Genomic DNA, 19,351 nt, shown 5'->3' on the forward strand with positions numbered 1-19,351 from the left:
GGGGGGGGGGGGGGGGGGCGGGGCCCCCGGGGGGGGGGGTTTCTGCGCCGGCCCGCCGGCCCGCCGGCCGCCGGGCCGGGCGGCACGGCCGCGGGGGGGGCCCCCGCCGGGCGGGGGGGCCCCCGCCACCGCGGCCCTGGCTCGGGACTGCGCATCCACGCGCGGCACCGAGCCGTCGGGCCGGGCGGGCGAGTGCGTCGGTGAGCAGCGTTTCGAGTTCCTCGGCGACACGGTCGAGCGGCCGCATGCTGTGCTTGGCGCGGCACGGGGCGATGGCTCGCTCGACGGCCGCCACGACGACGGCCGCGAGCCCGGGCGCCCGGTCGGGATCCGCGCCGTGCGCCGTCAGTGCCTCGGTCAGGAGCCGCTCCCAGTCCTCGAACGCCTCGGCGGCGGCGACCAGGGCCGGCCAGATCTCCTCGGACGGCGGCTCCTGGCACCGCACCTCAAGGCCAGCCCCGGGGACCGCGTCCTGGTCGTCGCGCGCGGCGGCATCGGGCCCTGTACGTCTGTGACATCGCCCGTGCGCTCGGTGCCTCCGAGGTCCTGTACGTCCACCCCGACCCGGAGCACCGTGAGATCGCGCGCGCTTACGGTGCCGCCACCGCCGAGACCCTCGAGCCCGTCCGGCACGGTTTCGACATCGCCGTGGCGGCGACCGGCCGTGTCGGCCAGTCGGCGCCGGCCGTCAAGTCGCCCGTGCCGGAGGGCATCTGCGCGGCAGCGGGCAACCACGGTGTCTGGTCGCCCACGACGACCAGGGCAACGCTGTGGCGGCGGTGACCGTGTGGTCGGCCGGACCGGGGAAACCCGGGTTGCTCGAGCCCATGGGCGTGCACCGGGCACATCGCGGTCACGGCTACGGCACGGCGATCACCGTCGCCGCGGCGGCCGCACTCCGGGAGCTGGGCTCGTCGAGCGCGATCGTCTGCACCCCGAGCTCCAACGTCGGCGCCGTCGCCACCTACACCTCGGCCGGCTTCCAGCCGCTCCCCGAGGTCCGGGACCGCCGCCGCGACGGCTGGGCCGTGCACCCCCGTTCCTAGGGCCGCGCGGGCCGGGCCTGGATGCCGGGGCGGAACTTCGGGACGCGGAGGGTGATCTTCGTGCCCGCTCCGACCCCGGTCTCGATGACGAGGCCGTGGTCGTCGCCGTAGACCTGGCGGAGCCGGCGGTCGACGTTGTTCAGGCCGATGCCGGTGGCGGGGCCGGCCGTGCCGCGCAGGATCGCGCGCAGGCGTTCCGGTTCCATGCCGATGCCGTCGTCCTCGATGACGACCCGGGCCTCGGTGCCCTCGTCCTCGGCGACGATCGTGACGCCGATGCGCTCCACGGCCCCCTCCAGGCCGTGTTTGAGGGCGTTCTCGACGAGGGGCTGCAGGCAGAGGAAGGGCAGCGTCACGGGCAGCACCTCGGGGGCGATGCGCAGGGTGACCTTCAGGCGGCGGCCGAAGCGGGCGCGGGCGAGTTCCAGGTACTGCTCGATGGACCGCAACTCCTCGGCGAGGGTGGTGAAGTCGCCGCCGCGGCGGAAGGAGTAGCGGGTGAAGTCGGCGAATTCCTGCAGGAGTTCGCGGGCACGCTCGGGGTCGGTGCGGACGAAGGAGGCGATGCTCGCGAGCGAGTTGTAGATGAAGTGCGGGGAGATCTGGGCGCGCAGGGCCCGGAACTCGGCCTCGTGGGCGCTGGTGCGGGCCCGGTCCAGGCCCGCGAGCTCGAGTTCCAGGGAGAGCCGGCGGGCCGCTTCCCCGCCGGCCCGGACGACAGCGGTCGACTCGTCGGCGGCGAACACGACGAGGGCGCCGGGCGCGCTGCCGTCGGCGGTGAGCGGCAGCAGGGCTCCCCAGCGGACGGGGCAGCCGGTGTAGTCGCAGGGCAGCGGGAAGGTCCGGGCGCTGGGCGGGTCGGCGAGCCGTGCCGACACCTGCGAGCGGTGGTGTTCGCCGGCGCCGTCCCAGGCGAGCACGGCGGTGTCGTCGGTGAGGGCGACGGCAGGGGTGCCGAGCAGGGGGCGCAGCCTGCGGACCGTCTTACGGGCGGTGTCCGGGGTGAGCCCGGCACGCAGGGGTGCCGCGGCGAGCGCAGCGGTGTGCAGCCCATGGGCGAAGGCGCGCGCGTCGTCGCGATCGGCCGAGTGCTCCTGTTGCCGGCGCGCCGCCCCGTGCCCGAGAGCAGCACCGAGCACGAACAGCCCGAGCCCCGCGAGAACGAGCGCCGCGGTACCGAGGACGGTCATGGGCGGCGCGGGTTCGGGCCGACGGGGTGCGTGCCGCTGGAGCGCCCGGGGGCGCCGCCGACCCTCGGGTGCCTGGACCGCCCGGGGGCTCCTCGGTACGGTCCAGGGCCGGGGGCTTGGCGGTGCCGGCGAGCGACGCCAACGGCCGCGTGCCCGGACCGCCCACAGCCTCCTCGGTACCGTCCAGCGCCGGGGGCTTGGCGGTGCCGGCGAGCGGCGCGGTCTTGCCGGTGCCGGTGAGCGTCGGGATGCAGTTGGTGACGCCCGGCGTCAGCATCCTGCCCTTGGCAGCCGGCGTCGGGGCCTTGCCGGTACCGGCCGGTGTCAGGCACCTCCCCATACCGCCCCGCGTCACGGTCATGCCGGTGTTGCGGAGTGGCGCGGTCTTGCCGGGCCGGGTGCCGCTCGTGCTCTCCTCCGTCCCGGCGACCGGCATGTGTGTCGGCGCCGCCGTCGGGGCGGCCGTCGGGTGTCCCGGCTCGTCCGGCTGTGTCGCTGGTCTGCACAACGGCTCCTCGGTCAAGTCGTCGCCGGTCCGGGGCGGGTGGGGACCGGGGGTTCGGGGAGGTGGAGGCGGGCCATGGTGGCGGCGGTGCCGGGTGGGACGCGGCTGCGGGTGGCCAGGGAGATCAGGACCATCGCGGTGAAGCCCACGGGGACGGACCACACCGCGGGCCAGGCCAGCAGGGTGTGCAGCCAGCCGGAGCGGGCGCCGCCGACGATGGTGGCCGTCACCGCGGTGAGCGCCGAGCCGCCGCCGAGGACGAGCCCGGCGATCGCGCCCGCCGGGGTCAGGCCGCGCCACCAGATGCCGAGGACGAGCAGCGGAGCGAACGAGGACGCGGAGACGGCGAAGGCGAGGCCGACAGCGTCGGCCACGGGCAGATCGCTGACCACGGCAGCCGCAGCCGTCGGCACCGCGATCGCGGGCAGCGTGGCGAGCCGGAAGTGGCGGACGCCGAGCGTGGGCAGCACGTCCTGGGCGAGGACGCCCGCGACGGACATGGTGAGCCCGGACGCCGTGGAGAGGAACGCCGCGCAGGCGCCCCCGGCGACCAGCGCGCCGAGCAGGTCCCCGCCGACCCCGCCGAGCAGCCGCTGCGGCAGGACGAGGACCGCGGCGTCGGTGTCGCCGGTCATGAGCAGGTCGGGGGCGTACAGGCGGCCGAGCATGCCGTACAGGGGGATGAGGAGGTAGAACGCGCCGAGCAGGCCGAGCACGCTCACGGTGGTGCGGCGGGCGGCGCGGCCGTCGGGGTTGGTGTAGAAGCGGACGACGACGTGCGGCAGGCCCATGGTGCCCAGGAAGGTGGCGAGGATCAGCCCGTAGGTGGCGTACAGGCCGTGCTGTTCGCGGTCCGAGGACAGCGGCATGGCCCAGCTGGAGGGCACGGCGCGGTCGGCCGCCCGGTCCGGCAGGGGGACGCGGGCGCCTGCCGGGAAGCGCAGGGCGGTCTCCGCGCCGATCCGGTGCCGGCCCTCGCCGAGCCGCAGCGAAACCCCGTGCACCGCGCGCCCGTCGACGGTGCCGGACGCGGTGACCCGGACCGGTTCGCGCACGGTGAGGGTGAGTTGCCGGTCGACGCGCACCTCGGTGGAGCGGTGGAAGACGGGCCGGTCGTCCCAGGCGGGTGCCGGGGCGTTGTCGCCGCGCCAGGCGAGCAGCAGGAACGCAACGGGCACCAGCAGGGCGGTGAGTTTCAGCCAGTACTGGAAGGCCTGGACGAAGGTGATGCTGCGCATCCCGCCGGCGGCGACGGCCGCGGTCACCACGGCGGCGACGACGAGACCGCCGAGCCAGCCGGGCGCGCCGGTGAGCAGCCGCAGGGTGAGGCTGGCGCCGCGCAGTTGGGGCAGCAGATACAGCCAGCCGATGCCGACGACCAGCACACCGGCGACCCGCCGCACCGCCCGGGATTCCAGCCGGGCCTCGGCGAAGTCGGGCAGGGTGTAGGCGCCGGAGCGGCGCAGCGGGGCGGCGACGAAGGCCAGCAGGACCAGGAAGCCTGCGGTGTAGCCGATGGGGAACCACAGCATGTCGACGCCCTGGGCGAGGACGAGTCCGGCGACGCCGAGGAAGGAGGCGGCGGACAGGTACTCGCCGCTGACCGCGCAGGCGTTGAGGCGGGGGGCGACGGTGCGTGAGGCGACGTAGAAGTCGGACGTGGTGCGGGAGATGCGCAGGCCGAGCGCGCCGACGAGGACCGTGGCGAGGATCACGGCCGTCACGCCCACGATGCCGTACGTCTGGTTCACCGGCCGGCCCCGGCGATAGGTCGGCGCATGGTCAGGGGTGTTCCGCGGGAGCGCCGGCGGCCGCGTCGGTCTCGTTGCGCTCGGCGCGGCGGACGTACCAGGCGCCGATGGCCAGCAGGGCGGGGTACGGCGCCACGCCCAGGACGAGCCATACGGCCAGGGGGACGCGGGGTGCGGCGTCGGCGAGCGGCAGGATGCGCAGGAGGACGGGGAGCAGGCCGAGCGGGAGGGCGAGGAGGGCCGTGGTGATGAGAGCGGCCTTCAGCTGACGCCGTATCAGCTTCTCTGGTAACACCTCGGACCCGGGGTACGGCGAGAGTGCCGGGCGGGGTGTGGTCGTACCACCGGCGGGGCGCGGCCGTCCGGTGACCACCTCTCTGCGAGGGACGGATTCCGCACCCATGACGCACTCCCCGACGCAGCGGTGATCACCTTTGTGCTGCGGCGAGTGTACGCAGCGGGCCGGGGGCGAGACAGCGGGTGGACGAGAATCGCCACAGGTCCGTCACCCGGCAACCGCTTGCCGTGCTCAACGGGCCCGGCCCGCCGCGTGTCTGGCCAGCAGGTCCCGCAGTTCCCGGGCGTTGCGCCGGCTCACGGCGAGGACGCGGTCGCCGATCCGTACGGTCACGTTGCCGCCGTCCAGGCGGAGTTCCTCGATGCGGCCGAGTGCGACGAGCCGGCTGCGGTGGATGCGCACGAACCCGCGTGCGCGCCACTGTTCCTCCAGGGTGGACAGCGCGACGCGCACCAGGTGACTGCCGTGCGGGGTGTGCAGTCGCGCGTAATCGCCCTGGGCCTCGACATAGGTGATGTCGGCGACGGGCACGAACCGGGTCACCCCGCCCAGTTCGACGCGGACCTGATCACCGAAGGCGGGCGCCTGCTCGGGCGCGGTCGCGGCGGGGGCGACGGCCGGCCGGGGGCCCTGCCCGGCCCGTACCAGCTCGGCGACCCGGCGTACGGCCTCGGCGAAGCGCTCCTTGCGGAGGGGCTTGAGCAGGTAGTCGACGGCCTTGAGGTCGAAGGCGCGGACGGCGAAGTCGTCGTGGGCGGTGACGAAGACGATCAGCGGCGGCGCGGTGAACCCGCCCAGCAGCCGGGCGAGTTCGAGGCCGTCGAGTCCCGGCATGTTGATGTCGAGGAAGACGACGTCGATGCCGTGCTCGCCGTCCGACCCGTCCGCCCCGGCCCGGCCGAGCCGGCGCAGCGCCTCGGTGGGTCCCGCCGCGGGCACCACGGCACCGACCCGGGGATCCCGCTCCAGGAGGTACAACAGCTCCTCGAGCGCGGGCTCCTCGTCGTCCACCGCCAGCACACGCAAAGGAGCGTCGCTCGCGCTCATCCCCACTGGCTCCTTCCCCTTTCAACCACTTACCCGGTGCATGGTGGCCTTCCCGGCCGTCCGCGTCGATACGCGGACGCCGGTGGTGTACGACGGCCGGCACCGGGCGAGGATCCCGAAGTCCACGGAGACGAGCGGTCCGAGGAGGCCCGGTGGCATACGTGAAGCGTGAGGAGTGGGACGCGCACTACGCAGGCGGCGGCCGGTTCGGGGAGCTCGGCGACGGTGAGCGGCGGCTGTTGGCGGAGCACGTTCCGGCGCCGGCCGGCGGGATCGCGCTGGACCTCGGCTGCGGGCTGGGCGAACTCGCCCGCCATCTGGCCGGATCCGGCTATCGGGTGGACGCCGTCGACTGGTCGGAGGCGGCGCTCGCGGAGGCCCGGAGCACCGGCGAGGCGGGCGTGACGTACCGACGCCTGGACATCGAGCGGGACGACCTGAGTCAACTGCCGCACCCTGCCTACGACTTGATCACGATCCGGCTCGGCTGGGCCTTCGTCCGCGACCGCACCCGGGTGCTGAACCGGCTGCGCGAGCGGCTGCGTCCGGGCGGGGCGCTGTGCGTGATCACGCCGGTCGCGGACGCGGTACCGGACGACCGGCGCGACATCGCCCTGGACGAGCGGGAGATCGGCCTGCTCCGCACGGGCTGGGCCTTCGCCGACCGGTACGACGCCGACGGCCTGGCGATGTTCATCTTGCGCGGCCCCTCCCCCACCGCGCCCGGGTACGCCGGCAGGGGCCGCCCCTGTCCGCACGCCCTGACCGGCGCCGGAGTCGTCGTCACCGACCGCGCGGGTCGGGTACTGCTGGGCTGGTCGGTTCGGGGAGTCTGGGAGTTGCCCGGCGGCAAGAACGACGCGGACGAGGACTTCGCCGCGGCGGCCGTCCGCGAACTGCAGGAGGAGACGTCCTTGACGGCCGACCCGGCCGGTGCGCGGGTGCGGGCGATCCTGATGGACTCGGTGCACGGCATCCCCCGGGTGACGGCCGCCGTCCGGGTGACCGCCTTCACCGGCGAACCCGTGGTCACCGAGCCGCGGCTGATCCACCGCTGGGAGTGGCACGAGGTCGAGGACCTGCCCTGGCTCGGCGGGCCGCTGTTCACGCCGAGCGCCCACGTCCTGGACGTCATGTGGCCCGGTCTGCTGCCGGGGCTCCCGGCCGTGCACCGGTACCCGGTGGCGGACGGCTGAGTGTCACTCCGGGACCACCAGCCGTGCCGCCTCCCCCGGGCCCACCGGAACCACCCGGTCGCGCAGGCAGACGTCGATGGGGGCGCGGTCGGAGTCCGGTACGGCGATCTCCAGCAGGCCGCTGCGCAGGTGCAGATGGACGCCCCAGTGGCCGTGGTAGCGGATGGCGAAGCCGTAGGAGGAGAGTTCGGGCAGTGGGACCGGGTCCAGGCACAGGGCGCCGTTGCGGGTCTCCAGGCCGGTCAGTCCGCGCTGGACGAGGTCGAGGGTGCCGGCCATGGCGCCGAGGTGGATGCCCTCGCCGGTGGTGCCGCCCTGCAGGTCGGCGATGTCGCCGCGCAGCGCCTCCTGGACGAAGGCCCAGGCGTCGGCGCGGCGGGCGCGGGTGAGGACCCAGCCGTGGACCAGTCCGCTCAGGGTTGAGCCGTGGCTGGTGCGGTGCAGGTAGTGGTCGACGGTCGCGGTCCAGGTCCGTTCGTCCAGGCAATAGCCCAGTCGGTCGAAGAGGGTCTTGAGTTCGGCGGCGGAGAAGAGGTAGCCGAGCATCAGCACGTCGGCCTGCTTGGAGGCCTTGTAGCGGTTGACGGTGTCGCCCTCGGCCTCCAGGATCCGGTCGAGGCGGCGGATGTCGTCGTACCGCTTGCGGTAGTCGTCCCAGTCGAGTTCGGCGAGGTCGCCGTAGCCCTCGAACTGGCTGATCACCCCGTCGTGGAAGGGGATGTGGAGGGTGCGGGAGACCTCCTCCCAGCGGGCGGGCTCGTCCTCGTCCAGGCCGATGCTCTCGCTGAGCTCGCGGCGGCGCGGCTCGGGCAGGAGGTTCAGCAGGTCGAGGGTGCGGGCGAGCACCCAGGCGGCGGTGACGTTGGTGTACGCGTTGTCGTCCAGGCCCGGCAGGGCCGCGCCGGGGTAGGCGTCGTGGTACTCGTCGGGGCCCATCACCCCGCGGATGCGATAGCGGCCGAGGCGGTCGTCGTAGCGGGCGGAGTCCGCCCAGAAGCGGGCGATCTGCAGCAGCATCTCGGCGCCCTCGCCGTGCAGGAAGTCGGTGTCCGCGGTGGCCTCGCAGTACTGCCAGATGTTGTAGGCCACCGCCGAGCCGACGTGGTGCTGGAGCCGGGAGTGGTCCGGCAGCCAGCGGCCGGAGCGGGGGTTGAGGTGGAGTTCCTGGGCCTCCTCGCGGCCGTCGCTGCCGCTCTGCCACGGGTAGAGCGCGCCGCGCCGGCCGAGTTCCCGGGCCGCATGACAGCCGGCGTCCAGGCGCCGGTGCCGGTAGTGGAGCAGGGCGCGGGAGACCTCGGGGAGGTGCAGGTTGAGGTAGGGCAGGACGAAGAGTTCGTCCCAGAAGACATGGCCTCGGTAGGCCTCGCCGTGCAGTCCGCGCGCGGGGACACCGGCGTCGAGGTCGGCCGTGTGCGGTGACAGCGTCTGCAGCACGTGGAACAGGTGCAGGCGCAGGATGCTGCCCGCCTCGCCGGGCACCTCCAGCGCGGTGCGCCGCCACAGCTGTTCCCAGGCCGTGGCGTGCGTCTCCAGCAGTGCGTCGAAGTCGGGGGCGGCGCCGACGCGGTCGACGGCCGCGTCCAGCGGGTCACCGATGGCGGGGTCGTGCGAGGTGTGCAGGGCGACCGTCTTGTCGACGGTGACGGTACGGCCGGGTGCCAGGCGCAGCCGCACGTGCTGGACGGCGCGCAGGGCCTCGTGCGCCGTCGCCACCGGCGCGTCGGCGGACAGCCGGGCCGCGAGGACGCATTCGATACGGGAGGTGCGGGTGTGGCAGCGCAGCCACATCGCGCCGTGTGCGGCGAGGCCGGTCCGGATCTGGGTGAGGTGCCGGCCGTCCAGGTCCCGGTAGCGGGCCACGCCGGCATTGGTGACGCGTCCGTCGAGGGCTGCCTCGACCTCCAGGTCGGTCCCGTTGCCCTCGACGGTGAACTCCGTGCGCAGCGCGCCGATATGACGGTCCGCCAGATGGACCAGGCGCAGCTGGCGCACGTGGAGTGTGGCGCCGCCGTCGAGGCCGTAGCTGGTGCGGCGTTCCAGCAGGCCGGGCTCGAGATGGATGGTCAGGTGGTGCTCGGTGACGGGGGCGGAGTCCGGGCTGAGCCAGGCGCGGCCCGCCGGGCGGAAGCGCAACGGCAGCCAGTTTGGGAGGTTGACCATGTCCTCGTTCTCGACCCGGCGTCCGGCGACCTCGGAGGTGAGCCGGTCGTAGCAGCCGGCCACGTAGGTTCCCGGGTAGTGGATGTCGTCCGCGGTGCACTCGGGCAGTGCCCCGCGGGTGGCGAAGTACCCGTTGCCCAGGGTGCACAGCGACTCCCGCAGGCGTTCCTCCTCCGGCCGGTAGCCCTCGTACTCCCAGGTCGGCCCCGTCACGGTCACCCCTCGGACAGCAGGCCGGCGAGGATCCGGTCGGGGGTGAGCGGCAGGTCGCGGAAGCGGATGCCGGTGGCGTGGTGCACGGCGTTGCCGATGGCGGCCGCGGTGCCGACGATGCCGATCTCGCCGATGCCCTTGCTGCCCATGGGGTTGAGGTGCGGGTCGTCCTCGGCGATCCAGTCGGCCTCGATGGCGGGCACGTCGGCGTGCGCGGGCACGTGGTAGGAGGCGAGGTCCGCCTCGGTGAAGTCGCCGAACGCACGGTCCAGGGTGCTGTGTTCGGTGAGGGCCATGCCGAGGCCCATGGTCATGCCGCCGGTGAACTGGGAGCGGGCGGTACGGGAGTTCAGGATCCGCCCGGCGGCGAAGATCCCGAGCAGCCGCCGTACCCGGGTCTCGCCGGTGACGATGTCGACGGCGACCTCGGCGAAGTGGGCCCCGAAGGCGTGCCGGGAGTAGGGGCTGTCGGCGTCGGCCTGCCCGGCGGTGTCGGCGTGGGTCTCGATGCCGTCGGCGGGCAGCGCTCCGGTGTGCGCGGCGAGCCGGGAGGCCAGCTCGGTACAGGCCTCGTGCACGGCCCAGCCCCAGGAGGCGGTGCCCATGGAGCCGCCGGCCAGCCAGGCGGACGGCAGGTCGCTGTGGCCGATCTCGGTGCGGACCCGGTCGAGGGGCGCGCCGAGGGCGTCGGCGGCGATCTGGGCGAGGACGGTACGGGCCCCGGTGCCGATGTCGGTCGCGTTGATCCGCACGATGAAGGTGCCGTCGGGCAGGGCCCTGGCGGTCGCGGTGGCCGGGACGGCCGCGGCCGGGTAGGTGGCCGCGGCCACGCCGGTGCCGATGAGCAGCGGGCCCTCGCGGCGGCTGCCCGGGCGTGGGTCACGCTCGGCCCAGCCGAAGCGGCGGGCGCCCTCGCGCAGGCACTCCACCAGGTGCCGGCTGCTGAAGGGTTTGCCGCTGTCCGGCTCGCGCTCGGGTTCGTTGCGGACGCGCAGCTCCACCGGGTCCGTGCCGAGGGCGCGGGCAAGTTCGTCCACGGCCGACTCCAGGGCGTACATGCCGGGCGCCTCGCCGGGGGCACGCATCCAGGACGGGCTGGGCACGTCGAGCGGGACCACCCGGTGGGAGCTGAGCAGGGCCGGGGTGGCGTACATGATGCGTGAGGGCACCGCGGCCTGCTCGACGAACTCCTTCACCCGGGAGGTGTGGGTGGTCGCCTCGTGCAGCACGGCGGTGAGCCGGCCGTCCGCGCTCGCGCCGAGGCGGAGGCGCTGCACGGTGGGGGCGCGGTGGCCGACGGTGGTGGGCAGGTAGCGGCGGGGGTAGGCGAGGGTGACGGGCCGGCCGGTGCGCCGGGCTGCCATGGCGGCGAGGACGACGTCGGGGCGCGGGGTGCCCTTGGAGCCGAAGCCGCCGCCGACGTGCTCGGTGACGACGGTGACGTGGTCCTCGGACAGCTCGAACAGCTGGGCGAGGATCTCCCGCACGGTCGTACCGCCCTGGCTGGAGGTGTACACGGTGAGCCGGTCCCCGTCCCAGTGGGCCGTGCTGGTGTGCGGCTCCATGGGGTGATTGTGCAGCGGCGGCACCCGGTAGGTGACGTCGACACGGACCTCGGCGGCGGCGTAGGCGGCCTCCGGGTCGCCGTGCTCGACGCGGCCCGGATAGCCGGCGTTGGCCTCCTCGGGCTCGTAGGCGTCCCGGTGCTCCGGATCGAGATCGGCGTGGTGGGGTTCGGCCGTGTAGGTGACCCGTACCGCCCCGGCGGCCGCGCGGGCCGTCTCCAGGGTGTCGGCGACGGCCAGGGCCACGCACCAGCCCCGGTGCGGCACGTGCGGGCCCTGCAGCACGGCGAGCGTGGCGTCCTCGGGTACGGCGAGACGTGGGGCGTCGTCGGGGGTGAGGACGGCGAGGACACCGGGCAGCGCGAGGGCGGCCGAGGCGTCGACGGCCGTGACCCGGCCCCGGGCGATCGCGGCGGGCACGGGCCAGGCGTGGGCACGGCCGGGCAGGGCGTACTCACCGGCGTAACGGGCCGTGCCGGTGACCTTCGCCCGCCCTTCCCGACGCTCGGCGGGGGCACCCAGGGCGCTGCCGGGGGCCGGCTGCCCTCCCGGCCGGGGCTCGCCGGAAGCCCCGGTGGGCGTAGCGGGGGCTGTGTTCCGTACGTCCGGGCGCTCTTCGGGCGCACCCAGGGCGCTACCAGGGCCCGGGTGCCCTCCTGGCCGACGCTCGCCGAAAGCGCCAGTGGGGATAGTGGCGGTCCGATTCCGTGCGTCCCGGCGCTCTTCGGGCGCACCCGAGCCGCTGCCGGGGCGCGGCCGCCCTCCCGGCCGGGGCTCGGCGAAAGGCCCGGTGGTGGCGGGGGTCGTGGGCCGTGCGGGGTCTTCGGGGGTGCCCGGGGAGTTGGCGGTCATGGGTTCCTCCTGCTCTGCTCGCTCCTGCCGTGCCGGCTCAGGCCACCGCCGGGGCCGGGGCGAGGCGGTTCAGGACGTCCAGGGCGAGGTTGCGGGCGAGGGGCACCTTGTAGGCGTTGTCCCGCAGCGGCTCGGCGTGCGCGAGTTCCAGCGCCACGGCTCCCTCGAAGGCGTCGGGCGTCGCGGGGGCGCCCAGCAGGGCCAGCTCGGTGTGCCGGGCCCGCCAGGGCCGGTGGGCGAGCCCGCCGAAGGCGATCCCCACGTGGTCGATGACGCCGTCCGCCACCCGCAGCACGACCGCCACGGAGGCGAGGGCGAAGGCGTACGACGCCCGGTCCCGGGCCTTGCGGTAGGCGGACGGGACGCCGGCGGCCGCGGCCGGGAGCAGCACACCGGTGATCAGTTCGCCGGGGCTGATCCAGGTGTCCCGGTCGGGATGCTCACCCGGCAGCCGGTGGAACTCGGCCGCCGGAAGGCGCCGGGCGCCCTCGGTGCCGTACAGCTCGACCTGGGCGTCCAGCGCGGCGAGGGCGACGGCCATGTCGGACGGGTTGGTGGCGATGCAGTGCTCCGAGTGCCCGAGGACGGCGTGGTCGCGGTGGACGCCCTCCCGGGCGCCGCAGCCGCTGCCGGGCTCGCGTTTGTTGCAGGGTTTGTCCAGGTCCTGGAAGTAGGGGCAGCGGGTGCGCTGCAGCAGGTTGCCGCCGGTGGTGGCGGCGTTGCGCAGCTGCCCGGAGGCGCCCGAAAGCAGCGCCTGGGACAGCACGGGGTAGCGGTCGCGGACGCGGGCGTCGGCTGCCAGGTCGCTGTTGCGGACGGTGGCGCCGACGCGCAGGGAGCCGTCGGGCAGCTCCTCGATGGTGCCCAGCGGCAGCCGGCCGACGTCGACGAGCAGCGCGGGGCGCTCGACGCCGAGTTTCATCAGGTCGACCAGGTTGGTGCCGCCGGCCAGATAGCGGGCGCCGGGGTGGGCGGCGTACGCCTCGACGGCCTCCTGGAGGCTGCCGGGCCTGAGGTATCCGAAGCCGTTCACCGGATCACGTCCTCCACCGCCTCGACGATGCGCGGGTAGGCGCCGCAGCGGCACAGATTGCCGCTCAGGCGTTCGCGGATCTCGGCCCGGTCCAGCGGGACGGGCCGGCCGGAGGGGGCCGCGGGGTCGGTGACGTGGGAGGGGTGGCCGGCCGCTGCCTCGGCGATCATGCCGATGGCCGAGCAGATCTGCCCGGGCGTGCAGTAGCCGCACTGGAAGGCGTCGCGGTCGAGGAAGGCCCGCTGCAGCGGGTGCGGCTCCTCGCCGTCCCCGCCGAGGCCCTCGACGGTGGTGATCTCACTGCCGTCGAGGGCGACCGCGAGCAGCAGGCAGCTGTTGACGCGGCGGCCGTCGGCCAGCACGGTGCAGGCACCGCACTGGCCGTGGTCGCAGCCCTTCTTCGACCCGGTGAGGCCGAGGTCCTCGCGGAGCAGGTCCAGCAGGACACGCCGGTGGTCGACGTGCAGGGTGTGGGGCTTCCCGTTGACCCGGAGGGTGATCTCCGACTCGGGAGAGAGCTGGTTTTCTCTGGTCATGGCAGGGGTGGCCTTCCGGACGGGCCCTGGTGTCCGTCCAGTCCGCGTATCCACGCGGCGGTGCCTCACACGTCAGGGAGGACGCCCCCTTCACTCACGGGTAGCGGGCCAGGTCCGCCACGTTGGACGAGGAGTTCGACGGTCCTCCCGTGTTGTTGATGACATGACCGATGGTGCCGGTGCCGCCGAGGGAGACGGTGACCAGGCTGGTGAAACGGACGCCCGGGGTGTCCGGCACCTCGAAGGCGCGGTCGGCCGTCACACTGGGGTTGGCGCTGAAGTAGCAGTAGCTGCCCACGCCGTACGCCTCGTGGCTGGTGACGGAGTCGGCGACCTTGTAGGCGGCGTAGCCGCGCGTGGAGCCGTTCGTCCAGGCGGACTGGTTCGGGGGGTCGTAGGGCATCTCGTTCTGGAAGAAGTAGGTGCGGCCGCCGTTGCCGTTCCAGAGCACCTGGTACTTCTGGAAGTGCTCCACGAACAGGCCGTACATCGTCACGTCGTCGCCGTTGACGACGAGCCCGGTGTCGGCGGTGTTGCTGGTCCAGCCGACGCCGCTGCCGTGGTCGGCCCGCCAGATCCACATGTGGTCGCCGATGACGTTGTCGCTGTTGACGACGAGGCTGGTGGCCGCCTTGCCGACGCCCGCGCCGCCGATGCGGAAGTAGACGTCGTGCAGGGAGGTCGGGTCGGCCGCGTGGGAGGCGGTGGAGCCGGCCGGCCCGACCTCGAGCAGGGTCTTCGAGCTGGTGGTGCCGGCGTCGAAGAGCAGGCCCGCGATCTTGACGCCGTCGACGTCGGCGACGGTCATCGCGGTGATGCCGTTGTCCGGGACGAAGGTGGCGAGCCCGAGGCCGAGGACGACGGTGTCGGGGCGGGTCACCTTCAGGGTCTGGTCGAGGTGGTAGACGCCGGGGGTGACGAGCAGGTTCTGTCCTGCCGCGAGGGCCGCGTTGATCTGTGCGGCGGTGGCGCCGGGCTTGACGACGTAGAATCGGCTCAGCGGCAGGGCGGTGCCCGACGGGCTGCCGCTCGCCCAGCTGGTGGCCGTCGAGTTGGAGCGCACCGACGGCACGAACACCTGGTAGTTCCCGGAGCCGTCGACGTACAGGAACGGCTTCTCGCGGGTCACCGGGCTCTGGGCGACGGTGGTGTACGGCGGGTTGGGGAAGCTGGTGGCCGGGACGCCCTGGCTGCCGACGAACACCATGTTCCAGTTGGACCCGGTCCAGCTGCCGAGCTGGGAGTTGCGGGTCAGCCACTGCTGCTGGGTGCCGGAGTCGACCTGTCCGTCGACCTTGCTGTCGGCGAGATAGCCGCCGGAGGACCAGCCGCCGTCGTCCAGGGCGAGGTTGCCGCGCAGATGCATCCGGCGGTACGGCGCGGCCTGCGAGACCGCCCAACGGTCGTTGCCGTTCGCCGGGTTGACCGAGAGGTTCTCGGCGCCGCGCCAGAAGTTCTGCGTGGCGTTGCCCTGGAACCAGTCGGCCTCGGCGTGCACGGCGCCGTTGACGGAGACCGCGTCCGGGGTCAGGCCGAGGCCGAGCACCTGGGTGTAGAAGCCGACGTTGACGTCCGCGCTGTAGGCGCCGGGCTTGAACAGGACCGCGTAGCGCTGGGAGCCGAACTGGTTGGTATCCTGCTGCTTGAAGATGCTGTCCAGCTTGCTCTGGATGGCGGAGGACGACATCGACGGGTCGAAGACGACGACGTTCGGACCGAGGTCCGGGTTCGTGGCCGACTGGGTCACGGGCACCACCTGGAAGCGCTGGGCGGCGGTGCCGTTGCAGGTGTACTGCTGGAGCTGCACGCTGTCGGCGGTCGAGGCGCCGGGGTCGTCCAGGCACTTGCCGCTGTTCCTGTTGACGAAGTGGAAGGCGCCGCCGCCGTCGTCCACGGCCTGCCACTGCTGGTTGGCGCCGCCGCCGTAACTCCACAGGTGCACAAGCGCGTTGTCGGCCGTGGACACGTCGCTGACGTCGACGGCCTGGTTGGTGTCGTTGCGGTTGTCGATGTGGACGTAGCCGTTGCCGGCGTCGGTGAGACTCCATTGCTGGGCGGTGGTGCCGTTGCAGGCGTACTGCTGGACGGCGGTTCCGTTGGCGGTGGCCGCGGCCTTGGCGTCAAGGCACTTGCCGCTCGCGGCGTTGATGACGGTTGCGAAGCCGGTGGGCAGGGCGGCGGCCTGGGCGGTGGCGGCGTGCGCGGGCCCGGCGCCGAGCAGGGGCGTGGGCGCGGCGGTGAGCAGGGCGGCGGCCGCTGCCGCGACGAGGGCGACGGCCGCCGGTCTGCGGCGTGGACGAGGAAACACGGGTTCTCCTGGTGGGGGGTGGCGGGGTCAGCCGGTGTAGGCGGCGAAGACGCGGGTGTAGTCCCAGTCGGACTGGGCGACGCCGGAGCAGCTGTCGGCGGGGCCGCCGGTGCACGGCCGGTCGCGGTTGGCGGACCAGAAGGTGAGCCGGGCGAGGTGGTGCGCCTGCGCGTAGGCCAGGATGGTCCGGAAGTCGTTCACCGTGACGGTCTCGTTGTTGTCGGTGACCCCGTTCATGGACGAGATGCCCATGTCCCGGTAGGCCTGGTCGTCGCTGTAGCCGTACGCGTTCTTCAGCGCGGTCTTGAGTCCCTCGGCCGCCTGGGTGGTCAGGTTGCCCATGTTCTGCCCGGCGCCGCCGAAGTCGAACGGCATGATGGCCCAGGCGTCCACGGTCAGCCCGGAGGACGCGGCCCGGTTGATGAGGCTGGTGTCGGGGCCGCTCTGCCCGGTGCCGATGGTGATGTACACCTTCAGACCCGGGTTGCCGGCCTTGACGGTCTTCAGCGCGTCCACGGTGCGCTGCTGCACGGTGGCGTTGCTGTAGGCGTCGGCCTCGATGTCGATGTCGATCGCCTTCAGGCCGTAGGCGTTGATGACCTTCTGGTAGGCGCCGGCGAGTTCACCGGCGCTGGAGCAGGAGCTCTCCAGCTTGTTGCCGCTGTAGCCGCCGAAGGACGGGATCACGTCTCCGCCGCCCGCCCGCACGGTGTTGACCGTCTGCTGGTCGACCCCGCCGGTCAGCGGGCGGCTGCCGTCCCACTGCGGGTTGCAGTAGCCGTTGCTGAGCACGAAGGCGAGGGTGAACCACTGCACGCCGGTGGCCTGGGTGATGGTGGTCGGGTCGGGCGGGCTGCCCCAGCCGTTGTAGAGGTACGGCGCGACGGCCATCGGCGCGGTGGGGGTGCTGTCGCCGGCCGCGGGCGCGTTCCACTTCTGGTTGGCGCCGCCGCTGCAGCTCCAGATCTGTGTCCGGGTGCCGTTGGCGGAGTTGTTGTCGGTGACGTCCAGGCACTTGTTCGCCTGGGGGTTGACGATGTCGTGGGCTGCGGTGACGGTCCACTTCTGGTTGGCGCCGCCGGTACAGCTCCACAGCTGCACCTTGGCGCCGTCGGCGGTCGAATTGCCGGTCACGTCCAGGCACTTGCCGAGGGCGCGGATGGTGCCGTCGGTGCCGACCGTCCACTGCTGGGCGTTCGTGCCGTTGCAGTCGTAGAGCTGGACGGGGGTGCCGTCGGCCGAGTTGGCCCCGGCGACGTCGAGGCACTTGCCGGCGAGCCCGGTGATGGCGCCGGTGGCGGCCTGCGCCGGGGAAGCGGTGAGCAGTCCGGTGGAGAGCGCGAGTACGGCGACGGAGACTGCCGCGGGCAGAGGTCTGGCCATGCGAGGGGCGGCCCTTCGTGTGGGGGGTGCGGCCCAACGCCAGTGGGAAGAATGGGCGTTGAGGCGTCCGCAGGCTTTGTTTAAGGCGTGAAACTAAAGGTACGGACCACTGGCGTCAAGTGATGTGACAGACGTTCACCACCGTGGGCCGCCGTGTCGCCCATCTCGCCCTACGTCAGGGCCGGTTGGCGCGCGACCCCGTCGATCCGCGGAAGATCGACGAGGTCCGGGGCGGTGGCCGGCCGTCTAGGTGGCGCCTTCTGCGGCACCACCGAGGTCTGCAGCGGCCTGGAGGGCAGACTCAACCGACCGCCACTTCGGCGTCCGGCTCCGCACGACCCGCGAACTGGGTCCGGTACAGCTCCGCGTACCGGCCCTCCCCCGCCAGCAGTTCCTCGTGCGTGCCGCGCTCCACGATCAGGCCGGACTCCACGACGAGGATCAGGTCGGCGGCCCGGACCGTGGACAGGCGGTGGGCGATGACCACGGCGGTGCGGCCCTCCAGGGCCTCGGTGAGGGCCTCCTGGACGGCCGCCTCGGAGGTGTTGTCCAGGTGGGCGGTGGCCTCGTCCAGGATGACCACGCGCTGGCGGGCCAGCAGCAGCCGGGCGATGGTCATCCGCTGGCGCTCGCCGCCGGAGAGCCGGTAGCCGCGCTCACCGACCACCGTGTCCAGGCCGTCGGGCAGGGACCGTACGACGTCGGCCAGCCGGGCGCGGCCGAGGGCGGCCCAGAGCTCCTCGTCCGTGGCGTCGGGGCGGGCGAGGAGGAGGTTGGCGCGCACCGTGTCGTGGAAGAGGTGGCCGTCCTGGGTGACCATGCCGAGCGTGCCGCGCAGGGAGGCGGCCGTCAGGTCGCGGACGTCGACGCCGCCGATGCGGACGGCGCCCGCGTCGACGTCGTACAGGCGCGGCAGCAGCTGGGCGATGGTGGACTTGCCGGCGCCGGAGGAGCCGACGAGGGCGACGGTCCGGCCGGGTTCGGCGCGGAAGGAGATGCCGTGCAGGACCTCGGAGCCGCCGCGGGTGTCGAGGGCGGCGACCTCCTCCAGGGAGGCGAGGGAGACCTGGTCGGCGGCGGGGTAGGAGAAGCGGACGGCGTCGAACTCGACGGCGACCGGTCCCTCGGGGACGTCCCGGGCGTCCGGCTTTTCCTCGATCAGCGGCTGAAGGTCCAGCACCTCGAAGACCCGCTCGAAGCTGACGAGCGCGCTCATCACCTCGACCCGGGCGCCGGCGAGCGCGGTGAGCGGGGCGTACAGGCGGGTCAGCAGCAGGGCGAGGGAGACGACCGCGCCCGCCTGCAGGGTGCCGTCCAGCGCGAACCAGCCGCCGAGGCCGTAGACGAGGGCCAGCGCGAGGGAGGAGACCAGGGTGAGGGAGGTGATGAACACCGACTGGGCCGTGGCCGTGCGCACACCGATGTCCCGCACCCTCGCGGCGCGGGCCGCGAATTCCGCCGACTCCTCCTCCGGGCGGCCGAACAGCTTGACCAGGGTGGCTCCGGGCGCGGAGAAGCGCTCGGTCATCCGGGTGCCCATGGCCGCGTTCAGCGCCGCCGCCTCGCGCTGCATGCGGGCCATCCGGGTGCCCATGCGGCGGGCCGGCAGCACGAACACCGGCAGCAGCACCAGCGCGAGCAGGGTGATCTGCCAGGACAGGGTGAGCATGACCGCGAGGGTGAGCAGCAGGGTGACCAGGTTGCTGACCACGCCGGACAGGGTGTTGGCGAACGCCCGCTGGGCGCCGATCACGTCGTTGTTGAGTCGGCTGACCAGCGCTCCCGTACGAGTCCGTGTGAAGAACGCGACGGGCATGCGCTGCACATGATCGAACACAGCCGTTCTGAGGTCGAGGATGAGTCCCTCTCCGAGCGTCGCCGAAAGGCGCCGGCCGAGGATGCCGAGCCCCGCCTCCGCGAGGGCGACGAGCGCGATGAGCAGGGACAGCCGGACCACCGTGCCGGAGTCGTGCCCCGCCACGATCGCGTCGACGACGCGGCCGGCGAGCACGGGGGTGGCCACGGCGAGCAGCGCGGTCACCACCCCGAGCACCACGAACCGGACGATGCCCGCGCGGCGGGGGCGGGCGAAGGCGGCGATACGGCGCAGCGTGGCGCGGGCGAACGGCCGGCGCTCGTCCTGCGCGTTCATGACACTATGCAGCTGCATCCATGCGGTGGTCTCCATGCTCATGGAAGAGAACGTAGAACCTCAAGCCTCGTTGAGGTCAATGTTCCCGCCTTTTCACCCGCCGTTGGGACGGCCCG

The 19,351-nt window shown here is 73.4% G+C and carries 13 protein-coding genes and 2 pseudogenes; 3 read left to right on the plus strand and 12 right to left on the minus strand.

Features of this window, described 5'->3' with window-relative positions; all coding sequences use genetic code 11:
• Positions 1–445, minus strand: a 445-nt coding sequence (locus tag ACWGJ5_RS37155; protein ID WP_453314113.1) for an LmrA/YxaF family transcription factor, incomplete at its 3' end; no start/stop codon positions are given.
• On the opposite strand from ACWGJ5_RS37155, the pseudogene ACWGJ5_RS37160 reads away from it, so the two are divergent.
• A pseudogene (locus ACWGJ5_RS37160) lies at positions 419–735 on the plus strand (zinc-dependent alcohol dehydrogenase); the annotation flags it as partial. The gene ACWGJ5_RS37155 and the pseudogene ACWGJ5_RS37160 overlap by 27 nt on opposite strands.
• Positions 735–1,046: pseudogene (locus ACWGJ5_RS37165) on the plus strand (GNAT family N-acetyltransferase); the annotation flags it as partial. The pseudogenes ACWGJ5_RS37160 and ACWGJ5_RS37165, both read left to right, overlap by 1 nt.
• Here the strand turns inward: ACWGJ5_RS37165 and ACWGJ5_RS37170 are convergent.
• The 4 genes from ACWGJ5_RS37170 to ACWGJ5_RS37185 form a co-directional block, all read right to left on the minus strand.
• Positions 1,043–2,236: a sensor histidine kinase gene (locus ACWGJ5_RS37170; RefSeq protein ID WP_453314037.1), complete on the minus strand. Its 1,194-nt coding sequence runs from the start codon at positions 2,234–2,236 to the stop codon at positions 1,043–1,045. The pseudogene ACWGJ5_RS37165 and the gene ACWGJ5_RS37170 overlap by 4 nt on opposite strands.
• Before the next feature lie 519 nt (positions 2,237–2,755).
• Positions 2,756–4,492, minus strand: coding sequence for a sodium/solute symporter (locus ACWGJ5_RS37175; protein ID WP_453314038.1), 1,737 nt, complete (start codon positions 4,490–4,492; stop codon positions 2,756–2,758).
• A gap of 31 nt (positions 4,493–4,523) precedes the next feature.
• Entirely contained in the window at positions 4,524–4,895 is a 372-nt protein-coding gene (locus tag ACWGJ5_RS37180) for a hypothetical protein (RefSeq protein WP_453314039.1), read from the minus strand.
• A gap of 126 nt (positions 4,896–5,021) precedes the next feature.
• Positions 5,022–5,837: a LytR/AlgR family response regulator transcription factor gene (locus ACWGJ5_RS37185; RefSeq protein WP_453314040.1), complete on the minus strand. Its 816-nt coding sequence runs from the start codon at positions 5,835–5,837 to the stop codon at positions 5,022–5,024.
• Positions 5,838–5,989: 152 nt separating this feature from the next.
• On the opposite strand from ACWGJ5_RS37185, the gene ACWGJ5_RS37190 reads away from it, so the two are divergent.
• Positions 5,990–7,033, plus strand: a complete 1,044-nt coding sequence (locus tag ACWGJ5_RS37190; protein WP_453314041.1) for a bifunctional class I SAM-dependent methyltransferase/NUDIX hydrolase — start codon at positions 5,990–5,992, stop codon at positions 7,031–7,033.
• A gap of 3 nt (positions 7,034–7,036) precedes the next feature.
• Here the strand turns inward: ACWGJ5_RS37190 and ACWGJ5_RS37195 are convergent, their stop codons facing one another.
• The 7 genes from ACWGJ5_RS37195 to ACWGJ5_RS37225 all read right to left on the minus strand — a co-directional run bounded on the left by ACWGJ5_RS37195 (position 7,037) and on the right by ACWGJ5_RS37225 (position 19,271).
• Positions 7,037–9,406: a glycoside hydrolase family 65 protein gene (locus ACWGJ5_RS37195; protein WP_453314042.1), complete on the minus strand. Its 2,370-nt coding sequence runs from the start codon at positions 9,404–9,406 to the stop codon at positions 7,037–7,039.
• A 2-nt stretch (positions 9,407–9,408) separates the two neighbouring features.
• Positions 9,409–11,823 (minus strand): molybdopterin cofactor-binding domain-containing protein, encoded by a 2,415-nt coding sequence (locus ACWGJ5_RS37200; RefSeq protein WP_453314043.1) that lies wholly within the window; start codon positions 11,821–11,823, stop codon positions 9,409–9,411.
• A gap of 37 nt (positions 11,824–11,860) precedes the next feature.
• Positions 11,861–12,856 carry an FAD binding domain-containing protein gene (locus tag ACWGJ5_RS37205; protein WP_453314044.1) on the minus strand — a complete coding sequence of 332 codons (996 nt, stop codon included), beginning with the start codon at positions 12,854–12,856 and terminating at the stop codon, positions 11,861–11,863.
• A complete protein-coding gene (locus ACWGJ5_RS37210; RefSeq protein WP_453314045.1) occupies positions 12,853–13,392 on the minus strand; it encodes a (2Fe-2S)-binding protein in 540 nt (179 codons plus the stop codon). Before ACWGJ5_RS37210 ends, ACWGJ5_RS37205 begins: the two co-directional genes overlap by 4 nt.
• 94 nt (positions 13,393–13,486) lie before the next feature.
• Positions 13,487–15,700, minus strand: coding sequence for an RICIN domain-containing protein (locus tag ACWGJ5_RS37215; RefSeq protein WP_453314046.1), 2,214 nt, complete (start codon positions 15,698–15,700; stop codon positions 13,487–13,489).
• 27 nt (positions 15,701–15,727) lie between these two features.
• Positions 15,728–17,083 carry a lectin gene (locus ACWGJ5_RS37220; protein ID WP_453314047.1) on the minus strand — a complete coding sequence of 452 codons (1,356 nt, stop codon included), beginning with the start codon at positions 17,081–17,083 and terminating at the stop codon, positions 15,728–15,730.
• A 301-nt stretch (positions 17,084–17,384) separates the two neighbouring features.
• Positions 17,385–19,271: an ABC transporter ATP-binding protein gene (locus tag ACWGJ5_RS37225; protein WP_453314114.1), complete on the minus strand. Its 1,887-nt coding sequence runs from the start codon at positions 19,269–19,271 to the stop codon at positions 17,385–17,387.
• Positions 19,272–19,351 lie beyond the last annotated feature (80 nt).

The organism is Streptomyces sp. NPDC054783 (assembly GCF_053611725.1).

What these genes read in the sequence shown, in the direction of transcription:
- ACWGJ5_RS37170 (WP_453314037.1), bottom strand. Translation starts at nt 2,236, where the DNA reads ATGACCGTCCTCGGTACCGCGGCGCTCGTTCTCGCGGGGCTCGGGCTG.
- ACWGJ5_RS37180 (WP_453314039.1), bottom strand. Translation starts at nt 4,895, where the DNA reads ATGGGTGCGGAATCCGTCCCTCGCAGAGAGGTGGTCACCGGACGGCCG.
- ACWGJ5_RS37185 (WP_453314040.1), bottom strand. Translation starts at nt 5,837, where the DNA reads ATGAGCGCGAGCGACGCTCCTTTGCGTGTGCTGGCGGTGGACGACGAG.
- ACWGJ5_RS37200 (WP_453314043.1), bottom strand. Translation starts at nt 11,823, where the DNA reads ATGACCGCCAACTCCCCGGGCACCCCCGAAGACCCCGCACGGCCCACG.
- ACWGJ5_RS37210 (WP_453314045.1), bottom strand. Translation starts at nt 13,392, where the DNA reads ATGACCAGAGAAAACCAGCTCTCTCCCGAGTCGGAGATCACCCTCCGG.
- ACWGJ5_RS37220 (WP_453314047.1), bottom strand. Translation starts at nt 17,083, where the DNA reads ATGGCCAGACCTCTGCCCGCGGCAGTCTCCGTCGCCGTACTCGCGCTC.
- ACWGJ5_RS37225 (WP_453314114.1), bottom strand. Translation starts at nt 19,271, where the DNA reads ATGGAGACCACCGCATGGATGCAGCTGCATAGTGTCATGAACGCGCAG.